Origin of the sequence: Aeromonas sp. SE22 (assembly GCF_038739755.1) — a bacterium.
Taxonomy (GTDB): Bacteria; Pseudomonadota; Gammaproteobacteria; order Enterobacterales; family Aeromonadaceae; genus Aeromonas; species Aeromonas jandaei.
Map to the genome: position 1 here is coordinate 40,685 of NZ_JBCGFD010000011.1, position 23,323 is coordinate 64,007.

Genomic DNA, 23,323 nt, shown 5'->3' on the forward strand with positions numbered 1-23,323 from the left:
TCCGGTTCTAACTTCCCGTTCGGCCCCGGGCGGCCGGGGCGATTCAGAGCCCGTCCGGCGTCAGCGCAACCCGCAGAAAATCCTTCCAGCTGATGATGCCGACCAGAGCGCCGTTTTCCAGCACCGGCAGGCAAGAGACATTCTTATCCAGCATCAGCTGCACCCCTTCGCGCACGGAGAGCTGGGGGGCGATGGTGACGGGGTGGCGGCTCATGATCTGGTGCGCCCGCTTGGTGAGGGTTTCGGTATCGCGAGTCATCTCGGCCTCGGAGTCGAGATAGGGGCTGATGGCGCGAAACAGGTCGCGGTCGGAGATGACCCCCACCAGCTCCCCCTCCTCCAGCACCAGCAGATGGCGAAAGTGGGCCTGCTCAAAGATATCCTTGATGACGCTGAGCCGATCATCCATCGACACGGTGGCGACCCGGGTCGTCATAATATCCCTGATAAGCATGCTAACCTCCCGTAACCAAACTGGTTTCTCTGTTATGGCATGTTTTTGTCATACCAGCCATAGCGACCCGCGCGCCAAAGTGCAAATCTGCGCCTTTTCACGTAAGATCCGCGCCAGTTTTTCTCCTCCATTTTTGAGCAAGCAGATCCCACCCATGATAGTTGCCAGTCAAATCGAACTGATCCGCGGCGGCCGCAAGCTGCTGGACAACGCCTCCGCCACCATTCACCCGGGCCACAAGGTGGGTCTGGTGGGCAAAAACGGCTGTGGCAAGTCCACCTTTTTTGCACTGGTACGGGGGGAGCTGGCCATCGACAGCGGCAGCTTCAGCCTGCCCGCCGGCTGGCAGATTGCGGGCGTGGCGCAGGAGACCCCGGCGCTCGATTGCTCCGCCCTCGACTACGTGATCGACGGCGACAAGGAGTTCCGCGCGCTGGAGGCCGAGCTCGCCCAAGCCGAGCAGGATGACAACGGCCTGCTGGTGGCCGAGCTGCACAGCAAGCTCGACACCATCGGCGCCTACAGCATCCGCGCCCGTGCCGCCGAACTGCTGCACGGCCTCGGCTTTGCCGACGAGCAGCTCAGCTCGCCGGTGCGCAGCTTCTCCGGTGGCTGGCGCATGCGCCTCAACCTCGCCCAGGCGCTGCTGTGCCGCTCCGATCTGCTGCTGCTCGATGAACCGACCAACCACCTGGATCTCGACGCCGTCATCTGGCTGGAGAAGTGGCTCAAGGGCTATCAGGGCACGCTGGTGCTGATCTCTCACGACCGCGATTTCCTCGACTCGGTCATCAGCCGCATCATTCATATCGAGAACGGCAAGCTCAACGAATACACCGGCGGCTACTCCGACTTCGAACTGCAGCGCGCCGAACATCTGGCCCAGCAGCAGTCGATGTACGAAAAACAGCAGCGCGAGATGGCCCACATGCAATCCTATGTGGACCGCTTCCGCTACAAGGCCTCCAAGGCCCGTCAGGCCCAAAGCCGCCTGAAAGCCATGGAGCGGATGGAGAAGATCCTGCCCGCCCACGCCGACTCCGAGTTCAGCTTCGAGTTTCGCGAGCCCTCGGCCCTGCCGACCCCGCTCATCGCCATGGAGAACCTCTCCGCCGGTTACGGCGACAAGGTGATCCTCGAGAAGATCAAACTCAATCTGGTACCGGGTTCGCGCATCGGTCTGCTCGGTCGTAACGGCGCCGGTAAATCGACCTTTATCAAGATGCTGGCGGGCTCCAACCCGCCGCTCTCCGGCAAGCTGGAAGTGAGCGCCGGGGTGAGCATCGGTTACTTTGCCCAGCATCAGCTGGAGACCCTGCGCCTCGACGACACCCCGCTCGATCATCTGGTGCGCCTCGCGCCGGACAAGACCGAGCAGGAGCTGCGCAACTATCTGGGCAGCTTTGGCTTCCATGGTGACAAGGCCCTCGACAAGGTGGCCCCCTTCTCCGGCGGCGAAAAGGCGCGGCTGGTGCTGGCGCTGATCACCTGGCAAAAGCCGAACCTCTTGCTGCTCGATGAACCGACCAACCACCTGGATCTGGAGATGCGCCACGCCCTGACCATGGCGCTACAAGGCTTCGAAGGGGCCATGGTAGTGGTATCACACGACCGCCACCTGCTGCGCACCACCACCGACGACTTCTATCTGGTACACGGCGGCCGGGTCGAGCCGTTCGACGGCGATCTCGACGACTACCACAAGTGGCTCGGCGAGCAGGAGAAAGAGGCCAACGCCAAACCGGCTGATGGCCCCGTCTCCGCCAACTCGGCGGTGGCGCGCAAGGATCAGAAGCGGCGCGAGGCGGAATTCCGCCAACAGACCCGTCCGCTGCGCCAGAAGCTGGAAAAGCTCGAAGCGAGCATGGAGAAGCTGCAGGGCAAGCTGGCCGACATCGAGAGCCAGCTGGCCGATCCGGCCATCTACGAAGAGAGCGCCAAGCAGAAGCTCTCCGAGCTGCTCAAGTCCCAGGGCCCCATCAAGGAGGAGCTGGAGAACGTCGAGATGGAGTGGATGAGCCTCTCCGAAGAGCTGGAAACCATGGAGCAGGAATTCCTTGCGTGACGAAATGCTGATGGCCCCGGAGCGGGTCGCTGCCGATGAACTCCCCTCCCCGCGCGGCTTCTGGCAGTGGAGCGGCGAGGTGTACGGTGCCCGCAGCCACGACTGGCTCACCGTGCAGGAGCTGGGGGGCAACGTCAATCTGGCCCTGCTGCTGCATCGCCTCGATGAGCTCGGGATCCCGGTCGATCTGCTCGACCTGCAGCCTGCCCTGCTGCAAACCGAAGCCGTGCTGACCCCCTGGCGCGCCCTGCGCAAAAACGCCAAGGGGCGGCTCGGCGAATCCGAATATCAGGCCATGCTGGCCCACGAGCTGGAGCTGGAACGGCTCCAGCAGGGGGTGCTGCTGCAAACCCTGCGCAGCCTCACCCTGGTGCGCGGCAAGAGCCAGAATCTGTTGAACTATCTATCGCTACTGGGGGCCACGCAGGGCCCCCTCAGAGACCTAATATGCTGAGTTATCGCCACGCCTTTCACGCCGGCAACCACGCCGACGTACTGAAACATACCGTTCAGGCCCTGATCATCGAGTCCCTCAAGAAGAAGGAGAAACCCTTCATCGTGCTGGATACCCATGCCGGCGGCGGTCTCTACGACCTGCGCGGCGAGTGGTCGCAGAAGAAGGCGGAGTATGCCGACGGCATCGGCCGGTTGTGGGAGGAGCGCGGCCAGTGGCCCGCCATGGCCCCCTATTTCGCCGTTATCGACGAGATGAATAGCGATGGCCAGCTCCACTACTACCCCGGCTCGCCGGAGCTCTCCCGCCGCCTCACCCGCGAGCAGGACAAACTGGCGCTGATGGAGCTGCACAACAACGAAGTGGAAGATCTGCGCGCCAACATGGGTTACGACCCGCGCGTCGCCGTCCACCACCGTGACGGCTTCGAAGGGCTGGTCGCCCTGCTGCCCCCCACCCCGCGCCGCGGACTGGTGCTGATCGACCCGCCCTATGAGCTCAAGGAAGATTACTTCGCCGTGGTCGATACCCTGAAAAAGGCGCAGAAGCGCTGGGCCACCGGCATCTACGCCCTCTGGTATCCCATTCTGGGTGAAGAGGCGGACAAATCCCGCGACATGCTGCGCGCCATCAAGCGCGAAAACTTCGGCAACGTGCTGGTGGCCGAGCTGGAAGTGGCCGGTCAGACCAAGGATTGGGGCATGAACGGCTCAGGCATGCTGATCATCAGCCCACCCTGGATGCTGGACGAGCAGATTGAAGCCTTCTTGAAGCCGCTGTGCGCCAAGCTGGCGCAAGGCGCCGGTGCCCAGTACAAGGTCGAGTGGCTGAACAAGGTCGAAGAGTAAGCTCGCATCAGCCCGCTCCGGCGTCCGGACAAGGCGCCAGCGAGTCAGTCAGCCCAGCCGTTCACAGTGGCTATGCCGCCAAAGAGAAGCCCCGTTCAGGGGCTTCTTGTTTTTTACCCGTCACTGCTTTTACCCACCGACACTTTTCCCCACTAACTGTTTTCCTCACCAATGGCCACGCGCCCCACCTGCACACCAGACCAGCCGTTATTGATTAATTAGTTGATCTGGCTCAGGAATTCCCCGCATCACCCTTTCCCTTGGCCAATGAGCCGGTACTATAGCCAATTGGCAACAAGAGCCTCGTCGGAGTCACCCCATGAGCCATGCCAGCCACACCCCGTTGGTTAAAAGCAGCAGACTGGAGGCTGTAATTCAGGGGCGGTAGCCATGCCAATTCCCCTGCCTGCCCAGCCGGTGACTCATCCACAACATGCAAATCAAGGTGGTGTATGGAAACACAAACTTTGCATCGGGGTCGCCTGATCGACCATATCCAGCTGGTGGTAAAAGATTTGGCCGCCAGCCAGCGCTTTTACACGGCTATTCTCGCTACCCTCGATATTCCACTGGGCGGCACCGGCGATAGCTACTTCTGGGCCGACGAACTGTTTGTCACCTCTGTCGATAGCCCCGCCGCGCTGGGCGTGTTGACAGGTCGCCACCATCTCGCCTTTCAGGCAAAAGATCGCGCCATGGTGGATCGCTTTTATCAGGCCGCATTGGCTAACGGCGGCAAAGATAACGGCGACCCCGGCGAACGTAATTATCACCCCGGCTATTACGCCGCCTTTGTCCTCGACCCGGATGGCAATAATATCGAATCGGTTTATCACGGCGAGGCAAAACGTAGTTCTTGGTCGGTAGAAATACAGTTTTAGACAAGGAATGGAACACCAACTACATATTTCCATAATAAAATTATGGTTGACGCCCCTACTTAAAAAGTGTAATTCATTATTTTTATAATTGACTACATCTTATAAATCAGCAATGAAACCACCAATATAAAAGTCGAATTGACATAGAAGGCAAAATATCAATAAACACCATTTGTTATGCATTACCAGAAAGTTACAAGTCAGAATACTTTAACATCTCACTTCTTACCTAATTAAGATAATTTCGAAATCCCATAAAACCTCTAGGAGCAAAGTCAGTCTAACTGTTAATTCGGTCTCAGCTTGTAAAATTAAGAATGGGAGGAATTGTGTTAGAAGTCACTTTTGAAAGCGTAAAAGTAGCCACAAATGAGTTTTTTCGGCTGCATTGGCCGACTTCAGAGCCCCAAGTCCCAACTTGGAATAGTCCGTGGAATTTAGTTGGGACGCTACCAGGCCATAACATGCAAGGTATATATTTACTTATGGGAAAGAATGATGTCGTCCTATATATTGGTGTTGGGGCATCTTTAGGCGGTAGCAGTTACCTAGGCCACGGACTTGGCTCAAGAACCAATAAATATATCTATGTGATAGAAGGACAAAATGGTGTTCCTATATCGGAAAGAAAGTACTCCCCAAAAGAAATATGGGCTATGCGGGGTTTGTCAAAAATAGTCACTTTAGGCTTTAAACCGGACTATGCGTACTTGTCATACGGCTTAGAATCTTATCTACTGAGAGAATTCGCCCCCCCTTATAACAAGGTGCGCTCGGCCAGAATAAAATAACCAGTCAGTTCGAATAGCGAAGACATTTCGCACAATCGCGAATAAACCAGCAATAAAAACCCGGAGAATCCACCATCTCGACAAAATAACCTCCCTGACAAGGAGGGCATCCTTTGTTACTCACTGATTAAGCAGACGTTATATTTTATCCAACTGGAATAAACAATGAAATATTCATTAAATTGGCAACAACCATTACTCTCCATGAGCAAGCGGTTCTTTATATTTATAACATTGATTTTTGCCGGGTTTGTTGCCCTAAGTACATACAAAAACCAACTCGACATGGAGTTGGGCTATTGGCTATTTTACCAATATTTAAAAATCCTACTAGCATCCTTCGTTGTATTGTTCGTAATGACTCAGGCGTCCCGATTGTTTTCTGTCGAATTAAGAAGTGATGATGTGGTAGGTAGAAACCGCTTCTTCCGAAAAGTCTCCATACCCTATACAGAGATGACCGGTGTGAGCATGGAAATGTTACTAATAGTAAATTGTCTGGTTATTCGCACCAACAGTCGCAAGAAAATTTATGCACCTTTTGACTTGGATGGCTTCTCAGATTTTTCGAATGAAATAGATGTTAGACTACAAAATAACAAAGCGCTTAAAAACAATACGTAACCAACTCCACCTTTATATTTTGGAGTTAATTCCACTGCTTATTATCATCCCACCGTTTAACCTCGCATGAAAATCTCATGGAGATATCATGAAAATTTCTGAAGTCGCCGAGATAACAAATATTTCCATTCATACGCTACGATATTATGAGAAAGAAGGACTATTACTGGATATCCGCAGGAATGAATCAGGTCAACGTATTTTCGATAAAACAGATATTGAATGGTTAACCTGGATTAAACGTTTAAAGTCTACCGGAATGCCGCTAGCGGAAATAAAATCATTTGCCAAGCTACGCCAAGCCGGTTCTACAACCTTGTCAGAAAGGAAGTCTTTGCTTGTCGCTCATAAAACCGACCTTGAACAAGAGATAGCAAGACTCAATGATGAACTGAATATTGTGATCTACAAAATAGATGCCTACGACCAAAAAATGCTTGACCTAGAGTGAACTCGAGGGATTAACGTACAGATTCCACTGACAAGGAGTCATTTATGTTTAATCCCGGTTATTACATTACTGCCGAACTAAAGGTCAAAGTTCCTGAAAACATCGGTAAAACTCGTCAGCACTTGAAAGAACTTTGCGAAGAGACACTAAAAGAACCTGGTTGCTCTATTTTCACACTTCATCAATGCGTAGATGATAAGCGCCGTTTCTTGCTGTGGGAAAGATTTAACAGTGAAGATGACTTCAAATTTCACTTTGAGCAACCTCATACGCAAGAGTACCTGAGGCAGGATTTGACAGAGGTGGTACAGTACTTTGTCACTGATGTGCCCGTACCGCTCTAATTATCACCTGACATCGGCCTCCAGCCGATGTCAGGCATAACGATTCGCTACAACCAACAACAAGTGATTCCACAACCACTACGGAAACTCACGAAGCTTTATCATAAGGCACACACCTTTCTGGCTAACGCTCATCCATCCACAACAGTCACGACCCTCTTATCGGTTGCAACCTGTAGGTTCGAATAGCGCAGCGTATTCGGACAATCGCGAATATCCCCGCCAATACATCACCAAGGATCGGAAGATCCCCTTGCGGGGCTTGTATCAGTCATCCTGATGCAACCCAAGGCGCACCGATGCCACTATAAGCTGGATTTATGGATTTTCTGATAATGACCCAACTTTTGCTTATAGTGGCTAGCGCCAGCCTGAAAGCGCCCACTTACCGGCCGCAGGGGGCTTGTCATATACTCTTCCGCTCTTATGACACGCCGGGGAGGCGTTGATATGCAGTCACAGACTCACACCTTTATCGTCAATGGCAGCGCGCAGCCCTGCCTGCGGGCGGGCAGCGGCGAACCCCTGCTGCTGATCCATGGAGCGCTGGCCAACCACACCCTCTGGCTCGAACATATCGAGCAGCTCTCGCAGCACTACACCGTCTATGCCCCCACCCTGCGCCACTTTGGCGAGGCGGGCAGAGAGGGGCCGTTTGGTCTTGAGACCCATGCCGGCGATCTGCTTGCCTTGCTGGAGCAGTTGCCGTGCGGGCCAGTGCATCTGGCGGGCTGGTCATACGGGGCGGATGTCGCCCTGACTGCCGCCCTGATGGCGCCCGAGCGGTTTCGCTCCCTCTGTCTGGTGGAGCCGGGTTGCCCCGGCGCCCTCGATGAGCAGGGCCTTGCCGCCTTTATGGCCGATGCAGGCGCCATGTTCGGCCCGCTGTTTGCACAGGTGCAGGAGGGCAAGTTGCCACAGGCGGTCGCCAGTTTGATCGATGGCTCGGGTGGCCGCGGCGGCTATTTTGCCAGCCAGCCCGTCAAGTGGCAGCAGGCGCAGCTGGCCGAGGCAGCCAGCCTGCCCAAGCAGTTGAGCCAGAGCGAACGCCCCGACTGGTCGCCCGCACGCCTTGCCACCCTGCCCCTGCCCGCCTGCGTGATGCTGGGAGCGGCGACCCGCCCGCTGTTCGCGCTGGTCGGCGAGGCTCTGGCCGCACAGCTGCCGCACTGCCAGCTCAAGCGGATCGAGGGGGCCAACCACCTCTACCCCATCGAGCAACCCGCCGCCTTTGCCAATACCTTGCAGGATTGGCTGACCAGCCAATCCGCCGCCCGCTAGGTCGCCACCGGGAGGGGATGCGAGCGCACTTGGCTCTCGTATCTCCCCGGCAAAGGCGAACCTCTTCACACTTGTCACATCTGGTTACCATTGCGTGACAGTAATGCTTGTAAGCCGACAACTACATCCGTTATCAATAGCCGCTCGATGACTTCCTGAAACTCCGGATTGGCTATGTTCGCTCGCTTTCTGCTGTCGGGTCTGGCGCTGCTCGCGCTCCTGGCACTGCTGCTCAAATCCCTGCTGCTGTTCTGGTCGCCCGCCAGCTTTGCGGTGCTGACCACCACTCAACAACTTGAGGCGCTGTTGTGGGGCTTTCGCTTCGATCTGGCGGCGGCGGCCCTGCTGTGGGCGCCGAGCGCCCTGCTCTGCTGGCTGGCGGTGCGGCTCGGGCTGCGTCGCCTCTCCTGGCTCTGGTGGTGGGTTCCGGCCATGGTGCTGGCAGGGTTGCAGGTGGCCGACCTGATGTATTTCGCCAATTCGGGGCGCCATATCGGCTATGAGCTGGGGGAGGTGACCCGCGAGGCGGGCAGTCTGCTCACCACTGCCCTCAAGCAGTACCCCTTGCTGATGGTCGCAACCCTGGCCGGTGCGCTGGCCAGCGCCCTGCTGTGCCGCCGCCAGCTGCGCCTGCGGGCGCGCATGACGCTGGCAAAGACCGAGCTGCCGCTGCTGCTCACCTTTGCCATCGCGGTGCTCTGCGTGCGCGGCTCCCTGACCGATCTGCCGATGAAGCCGGATCGCGCCTACGCCATCGGCAATCCCCAGCAGGCGCTGCTCGCCCTCAACCCCGTCTACGCCATGCTGGTCAGCAACAGCTCCGCCGACGAGACCGGCGGCGGCACGCCGCTCTATCAGCAGCTGCCGCCACCCGCGGCACAGCAGCTGGCGACGCTGGCCCAGCTCGATGGCCACGCCCCCTACCAGCCGCCGCAGCGCAAGATGAACGTTATCCTGATGCTGCTGGAGAGCTGGCCTGCCGAGCTGATGCAGAGCTACAACCCGGCTGCGCCCAATGTCACTCCCCATCTGGATGCGCTGCACCGCGAGGGGCTGCGCACCGATGGTCTGATCGCCGGCGGCCGTCGCACGGTGGAGGGGTTCTTTACCGCGCTCTGCTCCTATCAAAATCCGCTGGAGGCGGGCATCCCCAATACGCCGCTGCAGGATCAGCACTACGAGTGCCTGCCCAAACTGTTGAGCGACGCTGGCTGGAGCACGGCGGTCTTTCAGGGGATGCACAAGGGGGAGACCGGGCAACTGGCCCAGCTGCTGGGGACGCAGGCCTCTTACGGCAAGCTGGAGATGCCCGCCGCCGAGGTGGAGCAGAACAGCTGGGGCTATCAGGACCCGGATCTCTACCGCTTTATCCTGAGCAAGGCGCGCGAGGAGTCGCGCCCCTTCTTCTACATGGTCAACAACACCACCACCCACGATGACCAGCTGCCGCCGGGCGAGCCCTGGCTGTTTGGCGACCAAAGCAGCAACGAGCGGCAGATGAGCGTGCTGCACTATGCCGACAAGGCGCTCGGCCGCTTTATCGAGGAGTACAAGCAAGCCAACCTTGGCCCGACCCTGTTTGTCATCACCGCCGATCACACCGCTGGCGAGCGCAGCGGCCATATGGGGCGGTACTGGATCCCCTTCCTGATGTTCGCCACCGATGGCTCCATCGCCCCGCGCCATCAGCCGGGCATCGGCGCCCAGCAGGATATCGCCCCCACCATCCTCGACCTGCTGGGGGGCAAGGCGCCCTGGTTTACCGGCCACTCCCTGCTAAGCGAAGCGCCGCGCGGGGGCATCTATGCCGCCAGCGGCACCATAGGGCGGGTCTACGGCGAGCGGATCGTCGAGTATCCGATGCGCGAGCCGGACAAGCTCACCTGCTTTAACTGGAAGGCGGATCTGCAACTGCACCGGCCGCAGCCTTGCGACGAAGCGGCGGCCCGCGAGCGGGACTTCAGCTGGGCCACCACCTGGTATCAGCAGAGCCTGCTGTTTGACGGCAAGTCGCGCGCCTATGGCCAGCTCGCCCCAGCCAGCCTGCTTGCGCCCCAGCTGGCCGAGCAGAGCGCCCCAGCCGCCGCAACGACTGCAGGAGTTGAACCCCACAGCAAGGCTGACCACGCCAAGAGCTGAGCCCAACCCCAAGCAAAAAGCCCGCTTCATGCGGGCTTCTTTGTATCTGTTGCCGGTCGAGGATTGCTGGCTCTGGCTGGCCAGCTGCGCTGCCAACTTCTGCCACGCCGGCAATCGCGCCAGAAAACAGGCATAAAAAAATCCGGAGCCACAAGGGCTCCGGATTGTTCGCCAAACCTTAGGTCTGGCCGGGTCAACCGAGGTTGACGACCGAGGCTTGATTAAGCCTGGTTCTTAACTTCTTTCAGACCGCGGAAAGGAGCTTTGGCACCCAGAGCTTCTTCGATACGGATCAGCTGGTTGTACTTGGCAACACGGTCAGAACGGCTCATGGAACCGGTCTTGATCTGGCCAGCAGCGGTACCAACAGCCAGGTCGGCGATGGTAGCGTCTTCGGTCTCACCGGAGCGGTGGGAGATGACGGCAGTGTAGCCAGCGTCTTTGGCCATCTTGATGGCTGCCAGAGTTTCGGTCAGGGAACCGATCTGGTTGAACTTGATCAGGATGGAGTTGGCGATGCCGTTGTCGATACCGCGCTTCAGGATCTTGGTGTTGGTTACGAACAGGTCGTCACCAACGATCTGGATTTTCTTGCCCAGTTCAGCAGTCTGGTAGGCGAAACCTTCCCAGTCAGATTCGTCCAGGCCATCTTCGATGGAGACGATCGGGAACTTGGTGGTCAGGTCAGCCAGGAAGTCGGAGAAACCGTTGGAGGTGAAGACACGACCCTCGCCTTTCAGGTTGTACTCTTTCTTCTCTGCGTCGTAGAACTCGGAAGCAGCGCAGTCCATAGCCAGGGTGATGTCGGTGCCCAGTTTGTAACCGGCAGCGGCAACGGCTTCAGCGATAACTTCCAGCGCTTCGGCGTTGGATTTCAGGTTCGGAGCGAAACCACCTTCGTCACCAACTGCAGTGTTGTAGCCCTTGGACTTCAGCACTTTGGCCAGGTTGTGGAACACTTCTGCGCCCATGCGAACGGCTTCTTTCAGGGTCTTGGCGCCAACCGGCTGGATCATGAACTCCTGGATGTCGACGTTGTTGTCGGCGTGCTCACCACCGTTGATGATGTTCATCATCGGCAGCGGCATGGAGTAAACACCCGGGGTGCCGTTCAGCTCGGCGATGTGGGCGTACAGCGGCATGCCTTTGGCAGCAGCGGCAGCTTTGGCGTTAGCCAGGGAAACAGCCAGGATGGCGTTGGCGCCGAACTTGGATTTGTTCTCGGTACCGTCGAGGTCGATCATGATCTGGTCGACAGTGGCCTGGTCCTTGGCATCTTTACCCAGCAGAGCTTGAGCGATCGGGCCGTTTACGGCTTCGATGGCTTTCAGCACGCCTTTACCCAGGAAACGGCTCTTGTCGCCGTCACGCAGTTCCAGCGCTTCGCGGGAACCGGTGGACGCGCCAGACGGAGCGGCTGCCATACCAACAAAACCACCTTCCAGGTGAACTTCGGCCTCAACGGTCGGGTTACCACGGGAGTCGATGATTTCACGACCGATCACTTTAACGATCTTGGACATGTGTATTTCCTCAGGTTTCGTAAAAAAACAACAAAAATATGCCAAAAAAAGCGGCTGTGGCACAGTGCCCCAACCGCATTTATTTTCAATTACTTCAAATTACGCTTCTGATACTCGCCTGCCGCCTTCACAAAACCGGCGAACAGGGCGTGGCCATCACGAGGAGTTGAGGTGAACTCCGGGTGGAACTGCGCGGCCACGAACCAGGGGTGATCCGGGATCTCGATGATTTCCACCAACTTCTTGTCAGCGGAGAGACCGGTCACTTTCAGGCCGGCTGCCTCGATCTGCGGCAGCAGCTTGTTGTTGACTTCATAACGGTGGCGGTGACGCTCGTAAATGGTCGGGCTGCCGTACATCTGACGCACCTTGGAATCTTCGACCAGGTGGCAAAGCTGGGAACCCAGACGCATGGTACCGCCCAGATCGGACTTCTCGGTACGGGTCTCGATATTGCCCTCTTCATCCACCCACTCGGTGATGAGGCCGACGACCGGGTACGCGCAATCTTTCTTGAATTCGGAGGAGTGAGCCCCTTCCATGCCCGCGACGTTGCGAGCGAATTCGATCATGGCAACCTGCATGCCGAGGCAGATACCCAGATAGGGGATCTTGTTCTCGCGGGCATACTGGGCAGCCAGGATTTTGCCTTCCACGCCGCGCTCACCGAAGCCACCCGGCACCAGGATTGCGTCCAGACCTTCCAGCAGCTCGGAGCCACGGGTCTCGATATCCTGAGAGTCGATGTACTTGATGTTGACGGAGTGACGGGTCTTCAGACCACCGTGCTTGAGCGCCTCGTTGACGGACTTGTAAGCATCCGGCAGGGAGACGTACTTGCCGACCATACCGATGGTCACTTCACCAGTCGGGTTGGCCTCTTCGTAGATAACCTGTTCCCACTCGGAGAGATCAGCTTCCTTGCACTCCAGACCGAAACGCTCGGTGAAGTAGGAGTCCAGGTTCTGGGATTTCAGCAGTGCCGGGATCTTGTAGATGGAGTCGACGTCTTTCATGGAGATGACGGCGCGCTCGGGCACGTTGCAGAACAGGGCAATTTTGGCGCGCTCGTTGGCCGGAATGGCACGGTCGGAGCGGCAGATCAGCACATCCGGCTGGATACCGATGGAGAGCAGCTCTTTTACAGAGTGCTGGGTCGGCTTGGTCTTCACTTCACCGGCAGCGGCCAGGTAAGGAACCAGAGTCAGGTGCATGAACATGGCATTGTTGCGGCCCACTTCGGCAGCCAGCTGACGAATGGCTTCGAGGAACGGCAGGGACTCGATGTCACCTACGGTACCGCCCACTTCGACGATGGCAACCTGATGGCCTTCGGCACCGGCAATCACCCGCTCTTTGATGGCGTTGGTGATGTGCGGGATAACCTGAATGGTGGCGCCCAGATAGTCACCACGACGCTCTTTACGCAGTACGTCGGCGTAGATACGGCCGGTGGTAAAGTTGTTGCGACGGGTCATCTTGGTGCGGATGAAACGCTCGTAGTGACCCAAATCCAGATCGGTTTCGGCCCCGTCCTCGGTTACGAACACTTCACCATGCTGGGTCGGGCTCATGGTGCCCGGATCCACGTTGATGTAGGGGTCCAGTTTCATGATGGTCACATCCAGACCACGGGCTTCCAGAATGGCTGCCAGAGAAGCTGCGGCAATGCCTTTGCCGAGGGATGAAACAACGCCACCAGTAACAAAAATATATTTGGTCGTCATGCTGAACCTGAAAGAAGTTTAGGGAATTTTAAGGGGTGCTTCGGGGATGAAGCAGGACGGGGAAACAGTATACCAAAAACCCCTCTCCCAAACAATGAGCAAAAATCTATCAGGCTCCTTGCCGCCCCATCTTGCGCCAAATCAACTTTGCTCGGTTTCCTTTGCCTTGTCCCAGGCAGCATCAAGCTTTTCGAGGGTGCAATCGGTCATTTTCAGCCCTTCTGCGGCGATTATCTGTTCAACCTGACGAAAGCGACGCTCGAACTTGGCGTTGGCGCCCCGCAGCACCTGCTCCGGGTCCTTGCCCAGATGGCGCACCAGATTGACGGTAGCAAACAGCAGATCGCCGAGCTCGTCGCTCACCCGCGCCTCGTCCACATCGACCATCAGCACCTCTTCCATCACCTCGTCGATCTCCTCGTGGATCTTGTCCACCACCGGCCCCAGCGTCTTCCAGTCAAAACCGACGGTGGCACAGCGTTTCTGGATCTTGGCGGCGCGGGTCAGGGCCGGCAGCGAGAGCGGGATATCGTCCAGCACGCTCTCTTTGTCGAGGGCCGCCCGCTCTTTGGCCTTTTCTGCTTCCCAGTTCGCTTTTACTGCCTGCTCGTCGCCAAGGTCGGCATCCGAGAAGACATGGGGGTGGCGGCGAATGAGTTTCTCGCTCACCGTATCGACGATATCGGCGAAGTCGAACAGCCCCTGCTCCTTGCCAAGCTGGGCGTAAAACACCACCTGAAACAGCAGGTCACCCAGCTCCCCTTTCAACCCCTGCCAATCTTCGGTCTCGATGGCATCGGCCACTTCGTAGGCCTCTTCCAGGGTATGCGGCACTATGGTCTGGAAGTTCTGTTTCAGATCCCAGGGGCAGCCGTTTTGCGGATCGCGCAGGCGAGCCATGATGTCGAGCAGTTGGGGCAGGTCGTAACGTTGGGACATAGGATATTCGCCTGTTGATTCGTACCGCAGGGGCAAAACAGTGACCGACCTGGCGGTCGGTCACAAGTTGGTTCTTGATGACAATCAGAGGCGCTTGGCGCTAATTACGTCATTGAGCTGGCTGAGCTTGGCCAACGCCCGGTTGAAGGCGTTGATGTTGTAGATCTCCAGCTCCATGTCGATCTCGGCGGTCTGTTCGCGCACGTTGGAGCGTGAGCGTACCCCCATCACATTGATCTTCTCGTTGGCCAGCACGGTAGTGATGTCCCGCAGCAGGCCGGAGCGATCATTGGAGATGATCCGGATGGTGAGGCTGTAACCGCCGGAATAGTTCTCCCCCCACACCGCATCGATCAGTCGCTCCGGGTTGCGACGGGAAAGCTCTTTCAACTGCTCGCAATCTTCTCGGTGGATGGAGACGCCGCGCCCCATGGTGATGAAGCCCTGAATGGCATCGCCCGGGATCGGCTGACAGCAGCGGGCAATATGGGTCATCAGGTTGCCGACCCCTTCCACGACTATGTGATCCTTGGGCTTGTGGCGCATCGGCGCATTGGCCTTCTGCTCCAGCCTCTCCAGCAGGCGACGATCTTCCTCTTCCGCCGTCGGCTTGTTGTAGCAGGTGTCGAGATAGTTGAGCACCTGGTTGATGCGGATATCGCCGCTGCCGATACCAGCCAGCAGATCGTCGGTGCTCTCCAGATTGAAGCGGCGCAGCATGTTGCCCTTGTCGATCTTGGACATGCTGAGGTTGTGGCGATCCAGCTCCTTCTCGAACAGCTCGCGACCGGCCACGATATTCTTGTCCCGATCCAGCTTTCTGAACCAGGTCGCTACCTTGGCCCGCGCCCGGCTGGAGCGCAGGAAACCAGCGTTGGGGTTCATCCAGTCGCGGCTCGGGTTCGGCTCCTTCTGGGTGATCACCTCCACCTGATCGCCGGTCTGCAGCGCGTAGGTGAACGGCACGATGCGGCCGTCAATCTTGGCACCGATACAGCGGTGGCCGATCATGCTGTGAACGTGATAGGCAAAGTCGAGCGGAGTGGCCCCCGCCGGCAAGTCGATGACATCCCCTTTCGGGGTGAAGACATAGACCCTGTCCTCGAACACCTGACTGCGCAGATCCTCGAGCAGGGAGCCGCTCTCGGAGAGATCCTCCTGCCAGGCGAGCAGCTTGCGCAGCCACTCGATCTTGTCTTCGAAGGTGTTGGCCTTGCCGCCAGCCTGCGGACCCTCCTTGTAGCGCCAGTGGGCAGCGACGCCGAGCTCGGCATCCTGATGCATCTGGTCGGTACGGATCTGGATCTCGACCGTCTTGCCCTCCGGCCCCACCACTACCGTGTGGATCGACTGATAGCCGTTGGGTTTGGGGTTGGCGACGTAGTCATCAAACTCGCGGGGAATGTGGTGGAAGTGGGTGTGAACGATGCCGAGCGCCGCATAGCAATCCTGCAGCCGCTTGGTTACCACCCGCACCGCGCGCACGTCGAACAGCTCGTTGAATTCGAGATGCTTCTTCTGCATCTTGCGCCAGATGCTGTAGATGTGTTTCGGCCGGCCGTAGACCTCGGCCTCGACCCCCGCCTCTTTCAGCGCATCGCGCAGGGAGCGCACAAACTCCTGAATGTAGCGCTCCCGATCGAGCCGCTTCTCATCCAGCTGTTTGGCGATCTGCTTGTAGGTTTCCGGGTGCAGATAACGGAAGGCGAGATCTTCAAGCTCCCACTTGAGCTGACCGATACCGAGCCGGTTGGCGAGCGGCGCATAGATGTTGGTGATCTCCTGGGCCATCAGCACCCGGGTCTCTTCATCCGCCTTTTTCGCTTCCCGCAGGCAGGCGATCCGCTCGGCCAACTTGATGACCACGGCACGCACATCCTCGACCATAGCGAGCAGCATGCGGCGCACATTGTCGACCTGCTCAGGCGAGGTTTCGCTGCGGTGCAGGGTCTGCAGGGAGCGGATGGCCTCCATCTCCAGCACCCCTTCCACCAGCTTGGCGATCTTGGGCCCGAAATCCTCGTCCATCCGCTCCTGGCTGATGAGACCGGCTTCGACAAAGGGGTAGATGATGGCGGCCTTGAGGGTACCGAGATCCATGCTGAGCATCAGCAGGATGCCCACCATCTCGATGCCGCGCACCAGCAACTTGCTGGTGAGGGCCTCGTCGCCCAACGTCAGGCAATACTGGTAGACGGTTCGCAACTGCTCCTTGTCACTGTCACTCAGGGTGAGCGAGCTGACCCACTCCTCCAGGGTGAAGTTGTCTTTCAAATGAATATCGCGAACCGCAACCATGGTATCAATCCTTTAAAGTGTTTGGCCGAAAGTAGTCACTTTCACCCCTTGTGAGATCGCCTCAAATGGGGATTTCCGGAGAGGGTTTCAAGGCATATTGTCAAAAAAGACAATAGGTCTCTCCGGCAGGCCCAGCCGAATTACGAGGGGCTAGGTTACCCCAATCACGTCTGCTCAAACAGCTTCAGTTCAGGTTGCTGATGAGCACTCGCTAGCCCCGCTCGAAGAGGGCCATGGACTCCAGATGACCGGTGTGGGGGAACATGTCGAGCATGCCCAACCGTACCAGTCGATAACCGCCCTTCACCAGCACCTGGCTATCACGCGCCAGCGTTACCGGATTACAGGAGACGTAGACCACCCGCTTGGGTGAAAGTTTCACGACGTGCTCCATCACCTCCAGCGCACCGGGACGAGCCGGATCCAGCAGTACCAGATCGAACCCTTCCCGCGCCCAGGACATGCCGACGATATCGCCGCTCAAGTCCGCCTTGTAGAAACGGGCGTTGCTGATGCCGTTGCGACGGGCGTTCTCTTCGGCGCGCGCCACCATGGCCAGCTCACCTTCCACCCCCACCACTTCGCGGGCCTGACGGGCCAGCGGCAGGGTAAAGTTGCCGATGCCACAGAAGAGATCGAGCACCTTGTCATCCTTGCTCGCCCCAAGCCATGAGAGCGCCTGATCGACCATCTGCTGGTTGACGGGGCCGTTGACCTGAATGAAGTCACCCGGTGCAAATGCAAGAGACAGGCCATCCAGCGAGTAAGAGGGCTCGAACTGCTGATGCAGCGGCACTATCTTGTCGTCGGCCGCCTGCAGATAGAGGTCGATACCCTGCTCGGTTGCAAACTCCACCAGCTGCGCCCGATCCGTCTCGTTGGGACGACCTGTATGACGGAGCAGCATCATGATCCCCTGCTCCGCCTGGATCAGTTCGGCATGACCCAGCTCGCGCTGGCTCTTCAAGCGATTGAGGCACTCGCGCAGCGGCGCAATCAGAGCAGAGAGCGGTTCGGCCAGCACCGGGCACCCTTCGATCTCCACCAGATCGTTGCTGTTGCGGCGACGAAAACCGACCCGGGTGCAGCGACCGTTCTTGTCGAATTTGATGGCCAGCCGGCAGACCCGGCGATAGGCACGCTCCTCGCCAGTCAGCACCGGCTCCAGCACCGGCGCACTGATATTGCCGAGACGCTCGAACAGATTGACCAGCCCGGCCGCCTTGGCTGCCTGCTGATCCGCCACCGACATATGCTGGGCGCTGCAACCACCGCACTCGCGGTAGTGGCTGCAGAAGGGGGCAATGCGGTTGGCGGCTGGTGTCACCACCTGTTGCAGAGCGGCATGGCCATACTGCTTTTTGTCTTCGGTGATGCGAGCCTTGATGGTCTCGCCGGGCAGCGCCCCTTCAACAAAGATCGCCTTGCCTTGATGACGACCGATCCCGACACAGTGGTGATCGAGGGTGTCTACCGTAAATTCAATGCGTTGGGGTTGGGTGGATTTCTTTTGGGGCTTGAAAAACTGGGCCATAAAACTTGGTGCCTATAGGTGGCTATGTCATGATTGTGGAATCTGCAGCAGGCTATTGTCCCACAAGAATAATAGTATGACCAAATACGGCCTTCGGGCGCGGGTGCTGGCATTTACCATATTACCCACCTTGATCATCGGTGGCCTGATGGCCGGCTACTTCACCTTCCATCGCTACCAGCAGCTGGAAAACAACCTGATCGATCAAGGGATCAACATCATAGAGCCACTGGCCATCGCCAGTGAATATGGTATGACCCAGCACAGCCGCGAATCCCTCAAGCGGCTGATTGGTCTGACCCATCGCAAGAACTCGCCGCTCATCAAGTCCATTGCCGTCTTCACTCAGGACAACCAGCTGTTCGTGACGTCCAACTACCACAGGGACTTCACCCGGTTGCAACTGCCCGATGGCGAGCCGATTCCGGAGCTGACCAGTATCACCCTCTACGGTGACGACATCATATTACGCACCCCGATCCAGGCCGAAACCACCATGGATGGCTTCCCGCTGCCCAGCGATGTAGAGCCGCCGATGATCGGTTACATCTCGATGCAGATGACCACGGATCGCGCCATGCTGCTCCACTACCGCGATACCTTCTTCGCCATCATCATGGTGCTGCTCGGGGTCGCCGTCAGTACCCTGTTTGGCTTCCGGCTGGTCAAGAGCGTGACCCAGCCCATCACCAACATGGTGCAGGCGGTGCACAAGATCCGGGAAGGACGGCTCGACACCCGGGTCAGCGGTGAGCTGACCGGCGAGCTGGACATGCTGAAAAACGGCATCAACGCGATGGCCAAGGCGCTCTCCGAATATCACGAGGAGATGCAGCAGAATATCGATCAGGCCACCTCGGATTTGCGCGAGACACTGGAGCAGATCGAGATCCAGAACGTCGAGCTCGACATGGCCAAGAAGCGGGCGCAGGAGGCGGCAAGGGTCAAATCGGAGTTCCTCGCCAACATGTCTCACGAGCTGCGCACTCCGCTCAACGGCGTCATCGGTTTTACCCGCCAGCTACTCAAGACCAGCCTCACGCCGAGCCAGACCGACTACATGCAGACCATCGAGAAGTCGGCGCGCAACCTGCTTGGCATCATCAACGACATCCTCGACTTCTCCAAGCTGGAGGCGGGCAAGCTGCAGCTGGAGCATATTCCCTTCAGCCTGCGCGACACCCTCAACGAGACCATGCACCTGCTCGGCCCCAGCGCCCACGACAAGCAACTGGAGCTCTCTTTGCGGGTCGATGCGGATGTCCCCGATACCCTCACCGGCGACCCCATGCGTCTGCAGCAGGTGCTGACCAACCTCACCGGTAACGCCATCAAGTTCACCGAGCGCGGCAACGTGGATGTTCATATCGAGCAGCTCGGCAGCAGCAACCACAAGGTGAAACTCAACGTGCGGATCCGGGACACCGGCATCGGCATCTCGGAAGAGCAGCAGCGCCAGCTGTTCCAGGCTTTCAATCAGGCCGACTCCTCCATCTCGCGCCGTTATGGCGGCACCGGACTGGGTCTGGTCATCACCCAGAAGCTGGTGCAGCAGATGGGCGGCCAGATCCGCTTCGAGTCGGAGCTGGACAAGGGCTCAGTCTTCTCTTTCAGCCTGGATCTGGAGGTCTCTCCCCTGCCCCAGACCGATCAGCTGCCGCTGGATCGCATCCGCAACAAACGGCTCTGGCTGCTGGAGCCGGATCCTTTTGCTCGCGCCGCTCTGCTGGCGCTGCTGGCCGAGTGGCAGCTCGATGTGCAGCTACTGACAAACGATGCCCCCTGGCCAGAGATGAGTGAACAGGACATTGTGCTCATTGGCAGCAGCACCCTGCATACGCCGCAACAGGTGATCAGCCGACTCGACAGCCTGAGCGGCCAGCAGCAGAACACCATAGTGCTGCTCAGCAGCCATGAACCCGCGCTCTACGAGGCGATGCTGACTCACGGTGCCCAGCACTGTCTCTCCAAACCGCTCAACCATCGCAAGCTGCTGCACGCACTGCTCACCCCGGAGGCAAGCCGCCAGCAACTGCCGGCCCAGCCATCTGCTCGCCAGCTGCAACCGATCAAGGTGCTGGCAGTGGATGACAACGCCGCCAACCTCAAGCTGATCGCCGCCATGCTCAGGGAGATGGTGACTCAGGTCGTGCTCTGCAAGAACGGCAAGGAGGCGGTCAAACAGGCCCAGAGCCAGCCGTTCGACATCATCTTCATGGATATCCAGATGCCAATCATGGATGGCATCAGCGCCACCCAGGCGATCCGCAGCCAGTCCCTCAATACCGAGACGCCGATCGTCGCGGTGACCGCCCACGCCATTCCCGGCGAGCGGGAGCGCCTGATCCGCCAGGGGATGGATGACTATCTGGCCAAGCCCATCGACGAGAGCATGCTGGCCAGACTCATCACCGACTTTGCCCATCGCCGTCACCAGATCGTCGGCGATCAGCAGATCGACTGGGCGCTGGCGGTACGTCAGGCGGCCGGCAAGGAGGATCTGGCCAGAGAGATGCTGACCATGCTGCTGGCCAGTTTCGACGAGGTGGAGCCTGTGCTGGATGCCGCCCTTGCGGATGCCATCGACGACAGCGAAGTGCTGGCACAGCTCCATCGTCTCAACGGCGGCTGCGCCTACTCGGGGGTGCCCGGTCTGCAGCGACTGCTGTCACAACTGGAGCAACAGCTGCGCGACGGCGTGCTGGTCAGCGAGCTGGAGCCCGAGCTGCTGGAGCTGCAGGATGCCCTTGAACTGGTGCGCCAGGAGTCGCCACGCTACCTGAATTGAGCCAGACTGGTTCACGCCCTGGATATCGTTACCCCGCTTTTTCTGACGCGGGGGCCGACAGATGGTAAAGTTGCGCCGTTTAAACAGGAGTCAGCATGACCAACAACGATATTCTGCGCCGCCTGCGCTACGCCCTCACCATCAGCAACGACGAGATGGTCGCGATGTTTGCCAAGGGCAATCTGGCCATCGACCATGCTCAACTGCACGGCTGGCTGATGAAAGAGGCCGAAGAGGGAGAAGTACAGGAAGCGGGCTATGCCGCCTGCCCCGACTCCGCCCTGAGCCAGTTCCTCGACGGTCTCATCGTCACCCGCCGCGGAGTGCGGGAAGATGCGCCGCCCCAGGTGGTGCCAAACCGGATCAACAACAACCTGATCCTGCGCAAGCTGCGCATCGCCCTCAACTTCAAGGAAGAGGATATGCTCGCGACCCTCAAGCTGGCGAACTTCAACCTCTCCAAATCCGAGCTGAGCGCCCTGTTCCGCTCCAAAGATCACAAGCACTATCAGGATTGCGGGGATCAGATCCTGCGCAACTTCCTGCTCGGCCTCACCGCCAAATACCGCAGCTAACTGCACCGCTCAACCGGCAGGCCAGCAGCCATGACGAAGCGCCTCTCCATCACACTGCCCAAACGTCGAGCAGTCAGGGGATGGCGCATCGTCGCATCGCTGCTTCTTGGCACGCTGCTTGGCTCTCTGCTGCAAGGCTGCAATCAGCAGAGCTACCAGCTCTCCACTCGCTATCAGAGCGCCAACCAGAACGAGCGGATCGCCTTTCTTATCCTGCACTACACCGACGAGGATGACGCCCACTCCCTGCGCCTGCTGACCGAGCCGGAGCACAAGGTGAGCGCCCACTACCTGCTCCCCCGTGACAGCCGCGAGACACCGCCCCCCGTCTATCAGCTGGTGCCGGACAGCCAGCGCGCCTGGCATGCCGGGCGCAGCCGCTGGCACCAATATGCCGGGCTCAATGCCAGCTCGCTCGGCATCGAGATCGTCAATCTCGGCTATCCGCCGGAAGATGAGCAGCTGGCCCCCCATGCCCGCCGCTGGCAACCCTATACCCCGCAGCAGATTGCCGCCGTCGGCGCCCTCAGCCGCAAGCTGGTCGACCGTTACCGGATCCCGCCGACCCAGGTGCTGGCTCATAGCGATGTCGCCCCCGAGCGCAAGCAGGATCCCGGCCCCCACTTCCCCTGGCGTCAGCTCTATCTGGAGTACGGTGTCGGCGCCTGGCCAGATGAAAGCCGGGTGGCAGAGCTGCTTGCCAATCCTCTGCCCGAATGGAGTGCCACCATGTGGCAGCAGCAGCTGGCTCGCTACGGCTACGGCCTGTCACAAAGCGGCCAGTGGGACGAGCAGAGCCGCTCCGTCATGCGTGCCTTCCAGCTCCACTTTCGCGCCGGCAAAGTCGATAGTGAGCCGGATAGCGAGTGTCAGGCCATCCTGATGGCCCTGCTCGAGAAGTACCCAAACTAGCCCACCCTTTCTCCACTTCCCTCCCCGCTTTGATAGCCACTCGCTATCAAACTGTTAGGTACGAGCGATTATCCCTTCAAATAACAAGGGGTTAATCTGAGTTCGTTCCAAGACAGATTGTCAAACCCGATTTCCTTATCTGGAGGTGAATGATGAAAAGCCCGATTGGTCTTGATACCGCTCAATCACAAGCTCTGGCTGCCGAGCTGAACAAGTTGCTGGCCAGCTACCAGATCCTCTACATGAACGTCCGCGGCTTCCACTGGAATATCCGTGGCAACCAGTTCTTCGAGCTGCACCTGAAGTTCGAGGAGATCTACAACGACCTGCTGCTGAAAGTCGATGCCCTGGCAGAACGCATCCTGACCCTGGATAGCGTGCCACTGCACAGCTTCAGCGACTACATCAAGGTCTCCGCTATTCCCGAACAGAAAGGGCTGCACGACGGTCGTGCCTGTGTCGAATCCCTGCTGGGGAGCTTCCGTGAACTGCTGGTGGCTCAGCGCCGCATTCTGGCTCAGGCCGCCGATGCCGGTGATGAAGGGACAGCGTCCATCCTCTCCGACTACGTGCAGCAGCAGGAGAAACTGGTCTGGATGCTGCGCGCCTACCTGGCCTGACCCATTGTTGAAGTGAGCTTTGTTGCGAACCCGAGTTGTCTCTCCTTTTATCCACCCGCTTGCCGCCCTGTTTGG

At 58.5% G+C, this 23,323-nt stretch carries 19 protein-coding genes; 13 read left to right on the forward strand and 6 right to left on the reverse strand.

Features of this window, described 5'->3' with window-relative positions:
- Window positions 1-43: 43 nt before the first annotated feature.
- Entirely contained in the window at window positions 44-454 is a 411-nt protein-coding gene (locus tag AAHA39_RS15790) for a CBS domain-containing protein (protein ID WP_216994740.1), read from the reverse strand.
- 154 nt (window positions 455-608) lie between these two features.
- Here AAHA39_RS15790 and AAHA39_RS15795 point away from each other — a divergent pair, with 154 nt between their 5' ends.
- The 9 genes from AAHA39_RS15795 to AAHA39_RS15835 all read left to right on the forward strand — a co-directional run bounded on the left by AAHA39_RS15795 (window position 609) and on the right by AAHA39_RS15835 (window position 10,332).
- On the forward strand, window positions 609-2,519 hold the full coding sequence (locus AAHA39_RS15795; RefSeq protein WP_043849947.1) for an ABC transporter ATP-binding protein: 1,911 nt from the start codon (window positions 609-611) through the stop codon (window positions 2,517-2,519).
- Window positions 2,512-2,973, forward strand: a complete 462-nt coding sequence (locus AAHA39_RS15800) for a DUF2390 domain-containing protein (RefSeq protein ID WP_033113755.1) — start codon at window positions 2,512-2,514, stop codon at window positions 2,971-2,973. The genes AAHA39_RS15795 and AAHA39_RS15800 overlap by 8 nt, the downstream gene beginning before the upstream one ends.
- Entirely contained in the window at window positions 2,967-3,821 is an 855-nt protein-coding gene (locus AAHA39_RS15805; protein ID WP_320656507.1) for a 23S rRNA (adenine(2030)-N(6))-methyltransferase RlmJ, read from the forward strand. Before AAHA39_RS15800 ends, AAHA39_RS15805 begins: the two co-directional genes overlap by 7 nt.
- Window positions 3,822-4,273: 452 nt before the next feature.
- Window positions 4,274-4,702, forward strand: coding sequence for a VOC family protein (locus tag AAHA39_RS15810; protein ID WP_320656506.1), 429 nt, complete (start codon window positions 4,274-4,276; stop codon window positions 4,700-4,702).
- A 956-nt stretch (window positions 4,703-5,658) separates the two neighbouring features.
- A complete protein-coding gene (locus tag AAHA39_RS15815; RefSeq protein WP_320656505.1) occupies window positions 5,659-6,117 on the forward strand; it encodes a hypothetical protein in 459 nt (152 codons plus the stop codon).
- Window positions 6,118-6,205: 88 nt separating this feature from the next.
- Window positions 6,206-6,568, forward strand: a complete 363-nt coding sequence (locus AAHA39_RS15820) for a MerR family transcriptional regulator (protein WP_042030487.1) — start codon at window positions 6,206-6,208, stop codon at window positions 6,566-6,568.
- A 44-nt stretch (window positions 6,569-6,612) separates the two neighbouring features.
- The gene (locus tag AAHA39_RS15825) at window positions 6,613-6,912 is read left to right on the forward strand and encodes a putative quinol monooxygenase (protein ID WP_320656504.1); all 300 of its coding nucleotides are present in this window, start codon (window positions 6,613-6,615) and stop codon (window positions 6,910-6,912) included.
- 450 nt (window positions 6,913-7,362) lie between these two features.
- The gene (locus tag AAHA39_RS15830) at window positions 7,363-8,193 is read left to right on the forward strand and encodes an alpha/beta fold hydrolase (RefSeq protein WP_320656503.1); all 831 of its coding nucleotides are present in this window, start codon (window positions 7,363-7,365) and stop codon (window positions 8,191-8,193) included.
- Window positions 8,194-8,367: 174 nt separating this feature from the next.
- Window positions 8,368-10,332 (forward strand): LTA synthase family protein, encoded by a 1,965-nt coding sequence (locus AAHA39_RS15835; RefSeq protein WP_320656502.1) that lies wholly within the window; start codon window positions 8,368-8,370, stop codon window positions 10,330-10,332.
- A gap of 221 nt (window positions 10,333-10,553) precedes the next feature.
- Here AAHA39_RS15835 and eno read toward each other — a convergent pair whose 3' ends face one another.
- The 5 genes from eno to rlmD all read right to left on the reverse strand — a co-directional run bounded on the left by eno (window position 10,554) and on the right by rlmD (window position 18,353).
- The gene (gene eno / locus AAHA39_RS15840; protein WP_005335583.1) at window positions 10,554-11,855 is read right to left on the reverse strand and encodes a phosphopyruvate hydratase; all 1,302 of its coding nucleotides are present in this window, start codon (window positions 11,853-11,855) and stop codon (window positions 10,554-10,556) included.
- 89 nt (window positions 11,856-11,944) lie between these two features.
- On the reverse strand, window positions 11,945-13,582 hold the full coding sequence (pyrG, locus tag AAHA39_RS15845) for a glutamine hydrolyzing CTP synthase (protein WP_033113091.1): 1,638 nt from the start codon (window positions 13,580-13,582) through the stop codon (window positions 11,945-11,947).
- A gap of 141 nt (window positions 13,583-13,723) precedes the next feature.
- Window positions 13,724-14,521, reverse strand: coding sequence for a nucleoside triphosphate pyrophosphohydrolase (mazG, locus tag AAHA39_RS15850; protein WP_320656501.1), 798 nt, complete (start codon window positions 14,519-14,521; stop codon window positions 13,724-13,726).
- Window positions 14,522-14,605: 84 nt separating this feature from the next.
- On the reverse strand, window positions 14,606-16,819 hold the full coding sequence (gene relA, locus AAHA39_RS15855) for a GTP diphosphokinase (protein ID WP_040068329.1): 2,214 nt from the start codon (window positions 16,817-16,819) through the stop codon (window positions 14,606-14,608).
- 211 nt (window positions 16,820-17,030) lie between these two features.
- Entirely contained in the window at window positions 17,031-18,353 is a 1,323-nt protein-coding gene (rlmD, locus tag AAHA39_RS15860) for a 23S rRNA (uracil(1939)-C(5))-methyltransferase RlmD (protein ID WP_320656500.1), read from the reverse strand.
- 76 nt (window positions 18,354-18,429) lie between these two features.
- On the opposite strand from rlmD, the gene barA reads away from it, so the two are divergent.
- The 4 genes from barA to AAHA39_RS15880 all read left to right on the forward strand — a co-directional run bounded on the left by barA (window position 18,430) and on the right by AAHA39_RS15880 (window position 23,248).
- A complete protein-coding gene (barA, locus tag AAHA39_RS15865) occupies window positions 18,430-21,141 on the forward strand; it encodes a two-component sensor histidine kinase BarA (RefSeq protein ID WP_320656499.1) in 2,712 nt (903 codons plus the stop codon).
- A 95-nt stretch (window positions 21,142-21,236) separates the two neighbouring features.
- Window positions 21,237-21,716 (forward strand): DUF1456 family protein, encoded by a 480-nt coding sequence (locus AAHA39_RS15870; RefSeq protein WP_185228321.1) that lies wholly within the window; start codon window positions 21,237-21,239, stop codon window positions 21,714-21,716.
- Window positions 21,717-21,746: 30 nt separating this feature from the next.
- Window positions 21,747-22,628 (forward strand): N-acetylmuramoyl-L-alanine amidase, encoded by an 882-nt coding sequence (locus tag AAHA39_RS15875; protein WP_320656498.1) that lies wholly within the window; start codon window positions 21,747-21,749, stop codon window positions 22,626-22,628.
- A 152-nt stretch (window positions 22,629-22,780) separates the two neighbouring features.
- Window positions 22,781-23,248 (forward strand): Dps family protein, encoded by a 468-nt coding sequence (locus AAHA39_RS15880; RefSeq protein WP_033113084.1) that lies wholly within the window; start codon window positions 22,781-22,783, stop codon window positions 23,246-23,248.
- Window positions 23,249-23,323 lie beyond the last annotated feature (75 nt).

Bases quoted from the DNA above. Each gene is read 5' to 3' on its own strand.
- AAHA39_RS15790 (WP_216994740.1), bottom strand. From the start codon at position 454: ATGCTTATCAGGGATATTATGACGACCCGGGTCGCCACCGTGTCGATG.
- AAHA39_RS15795 (WP_043849947.1), top strand. From the start codon at position 609: ATGATAGTTGCCAGTCAAATCGAACTGATCCGCGGCGGCCGCAAGCTG.
- AAHA39_RS15805 (WP_320656507.1), top strand. From the start codon at position 2,967: ATGCTGAGTTATCGCCACGCCTTTCACGCCGGCAACCACGCCGACGTA.
- AAHA39_RS15810 (WP_320656506.1), top strand. From the start codon at position 4,274: ATGGAAACACAAACTTTGCATCGGGGTCGCCTGATCGACCATATCCAG.
- AAHA39_RS15815 (WP_320656505.1), top strand. From the start codon at position 5,659: ATGAAATATTCATTAAATTGGCAACAACCATTACTCTCCATGAGCAAG.
- AAHA39_RS15820 (WP_042030487.1), top strand. From the start codon at position 6,206: ATGAAAATTTCTGAAGTCGCCGAGATAACAAATATTTCCATTCATACG.
- AAHA39_RS15825 (WP_320656504.1), top strand. From the start codon at position 6,613: ATGTTTAATCCCGGTTATTACATTACTGCCGAACTAAAGGTCAAAGTT.
- AAHA39_RS15830 (WP_320656503.1), top strand. From the start codon at position 7,363: ATGCAGTCACAGACTCACACCTTTATCGTCAATGGCAGCGCGCAGCCC.
- AAHA39_RS15835 (WP_320656502.1), top strand. From the start codon at position 8,368: ATGTTCGCTCGCTTTCTGCTGTCGGGTCTGGCGCTGCTCGCGCTCCTG.
- eno (WP_005335583.1), bottom strand. From the start codon at position 11,855: ATGTCCAAGATCGTTAAAGTGATCGGTCGTGAAATCATCGACTCCCGT.
- pyrG (WP_033113091.1), bottom strand. From the start codon at position 13,582: ATGACGACCAAATATATTTTTGTTACTGGTGGCGTTGTTTCATCCCTC.
- mazG (WP_320656501.1), bottom strand. From the start codon at position 14,521: ATGTCCCAACGTTACGACCTGCCCCAACTGCTCGACATCATGGCTCGC.
- relA (WP_040068329.1), bottom strand. From the start codon at position 16,819: ATGGTTGCGGTTCGCGATATTCATTTGAAAGACAACTTCACCCTGGAG.
- rlmD (WP_320656500.1), bottom strand. From the start codon at position 18,353: ATGGCCCAGTTTTTCAAGCCCCAAAAGAAATCCACCCAACCCCAACGC.
- barA (WP_320656499.1), top strand. From the start codon at position 18,430: ATGACCAAATACGGCCTTCGGGCGCGGGTGCTGGCATTTACCATATTA.
- AAHA39_RS15870 (WP_185228321.1), top strand. From the start codon at position 21,237: ATGACCAACAACGATATTCTGCGCCGCCTGCGCTACGCCCTCACCATC.
- AAHA39_RS15875 (WP_320656498.1), top strand. From the start codon at position 21,747: ATGACGAAGCGCCTCTCCATCACACTGCCCAAACGTCGAGCAGTCAGG.
- AAHA39_RS15880 (WP_033113084.1), top strand. From the start codon at position 22,781: ATGAAAAGCCCGATTGGTCTTGATACCGCTCAATCACAAGCTCTGGCT.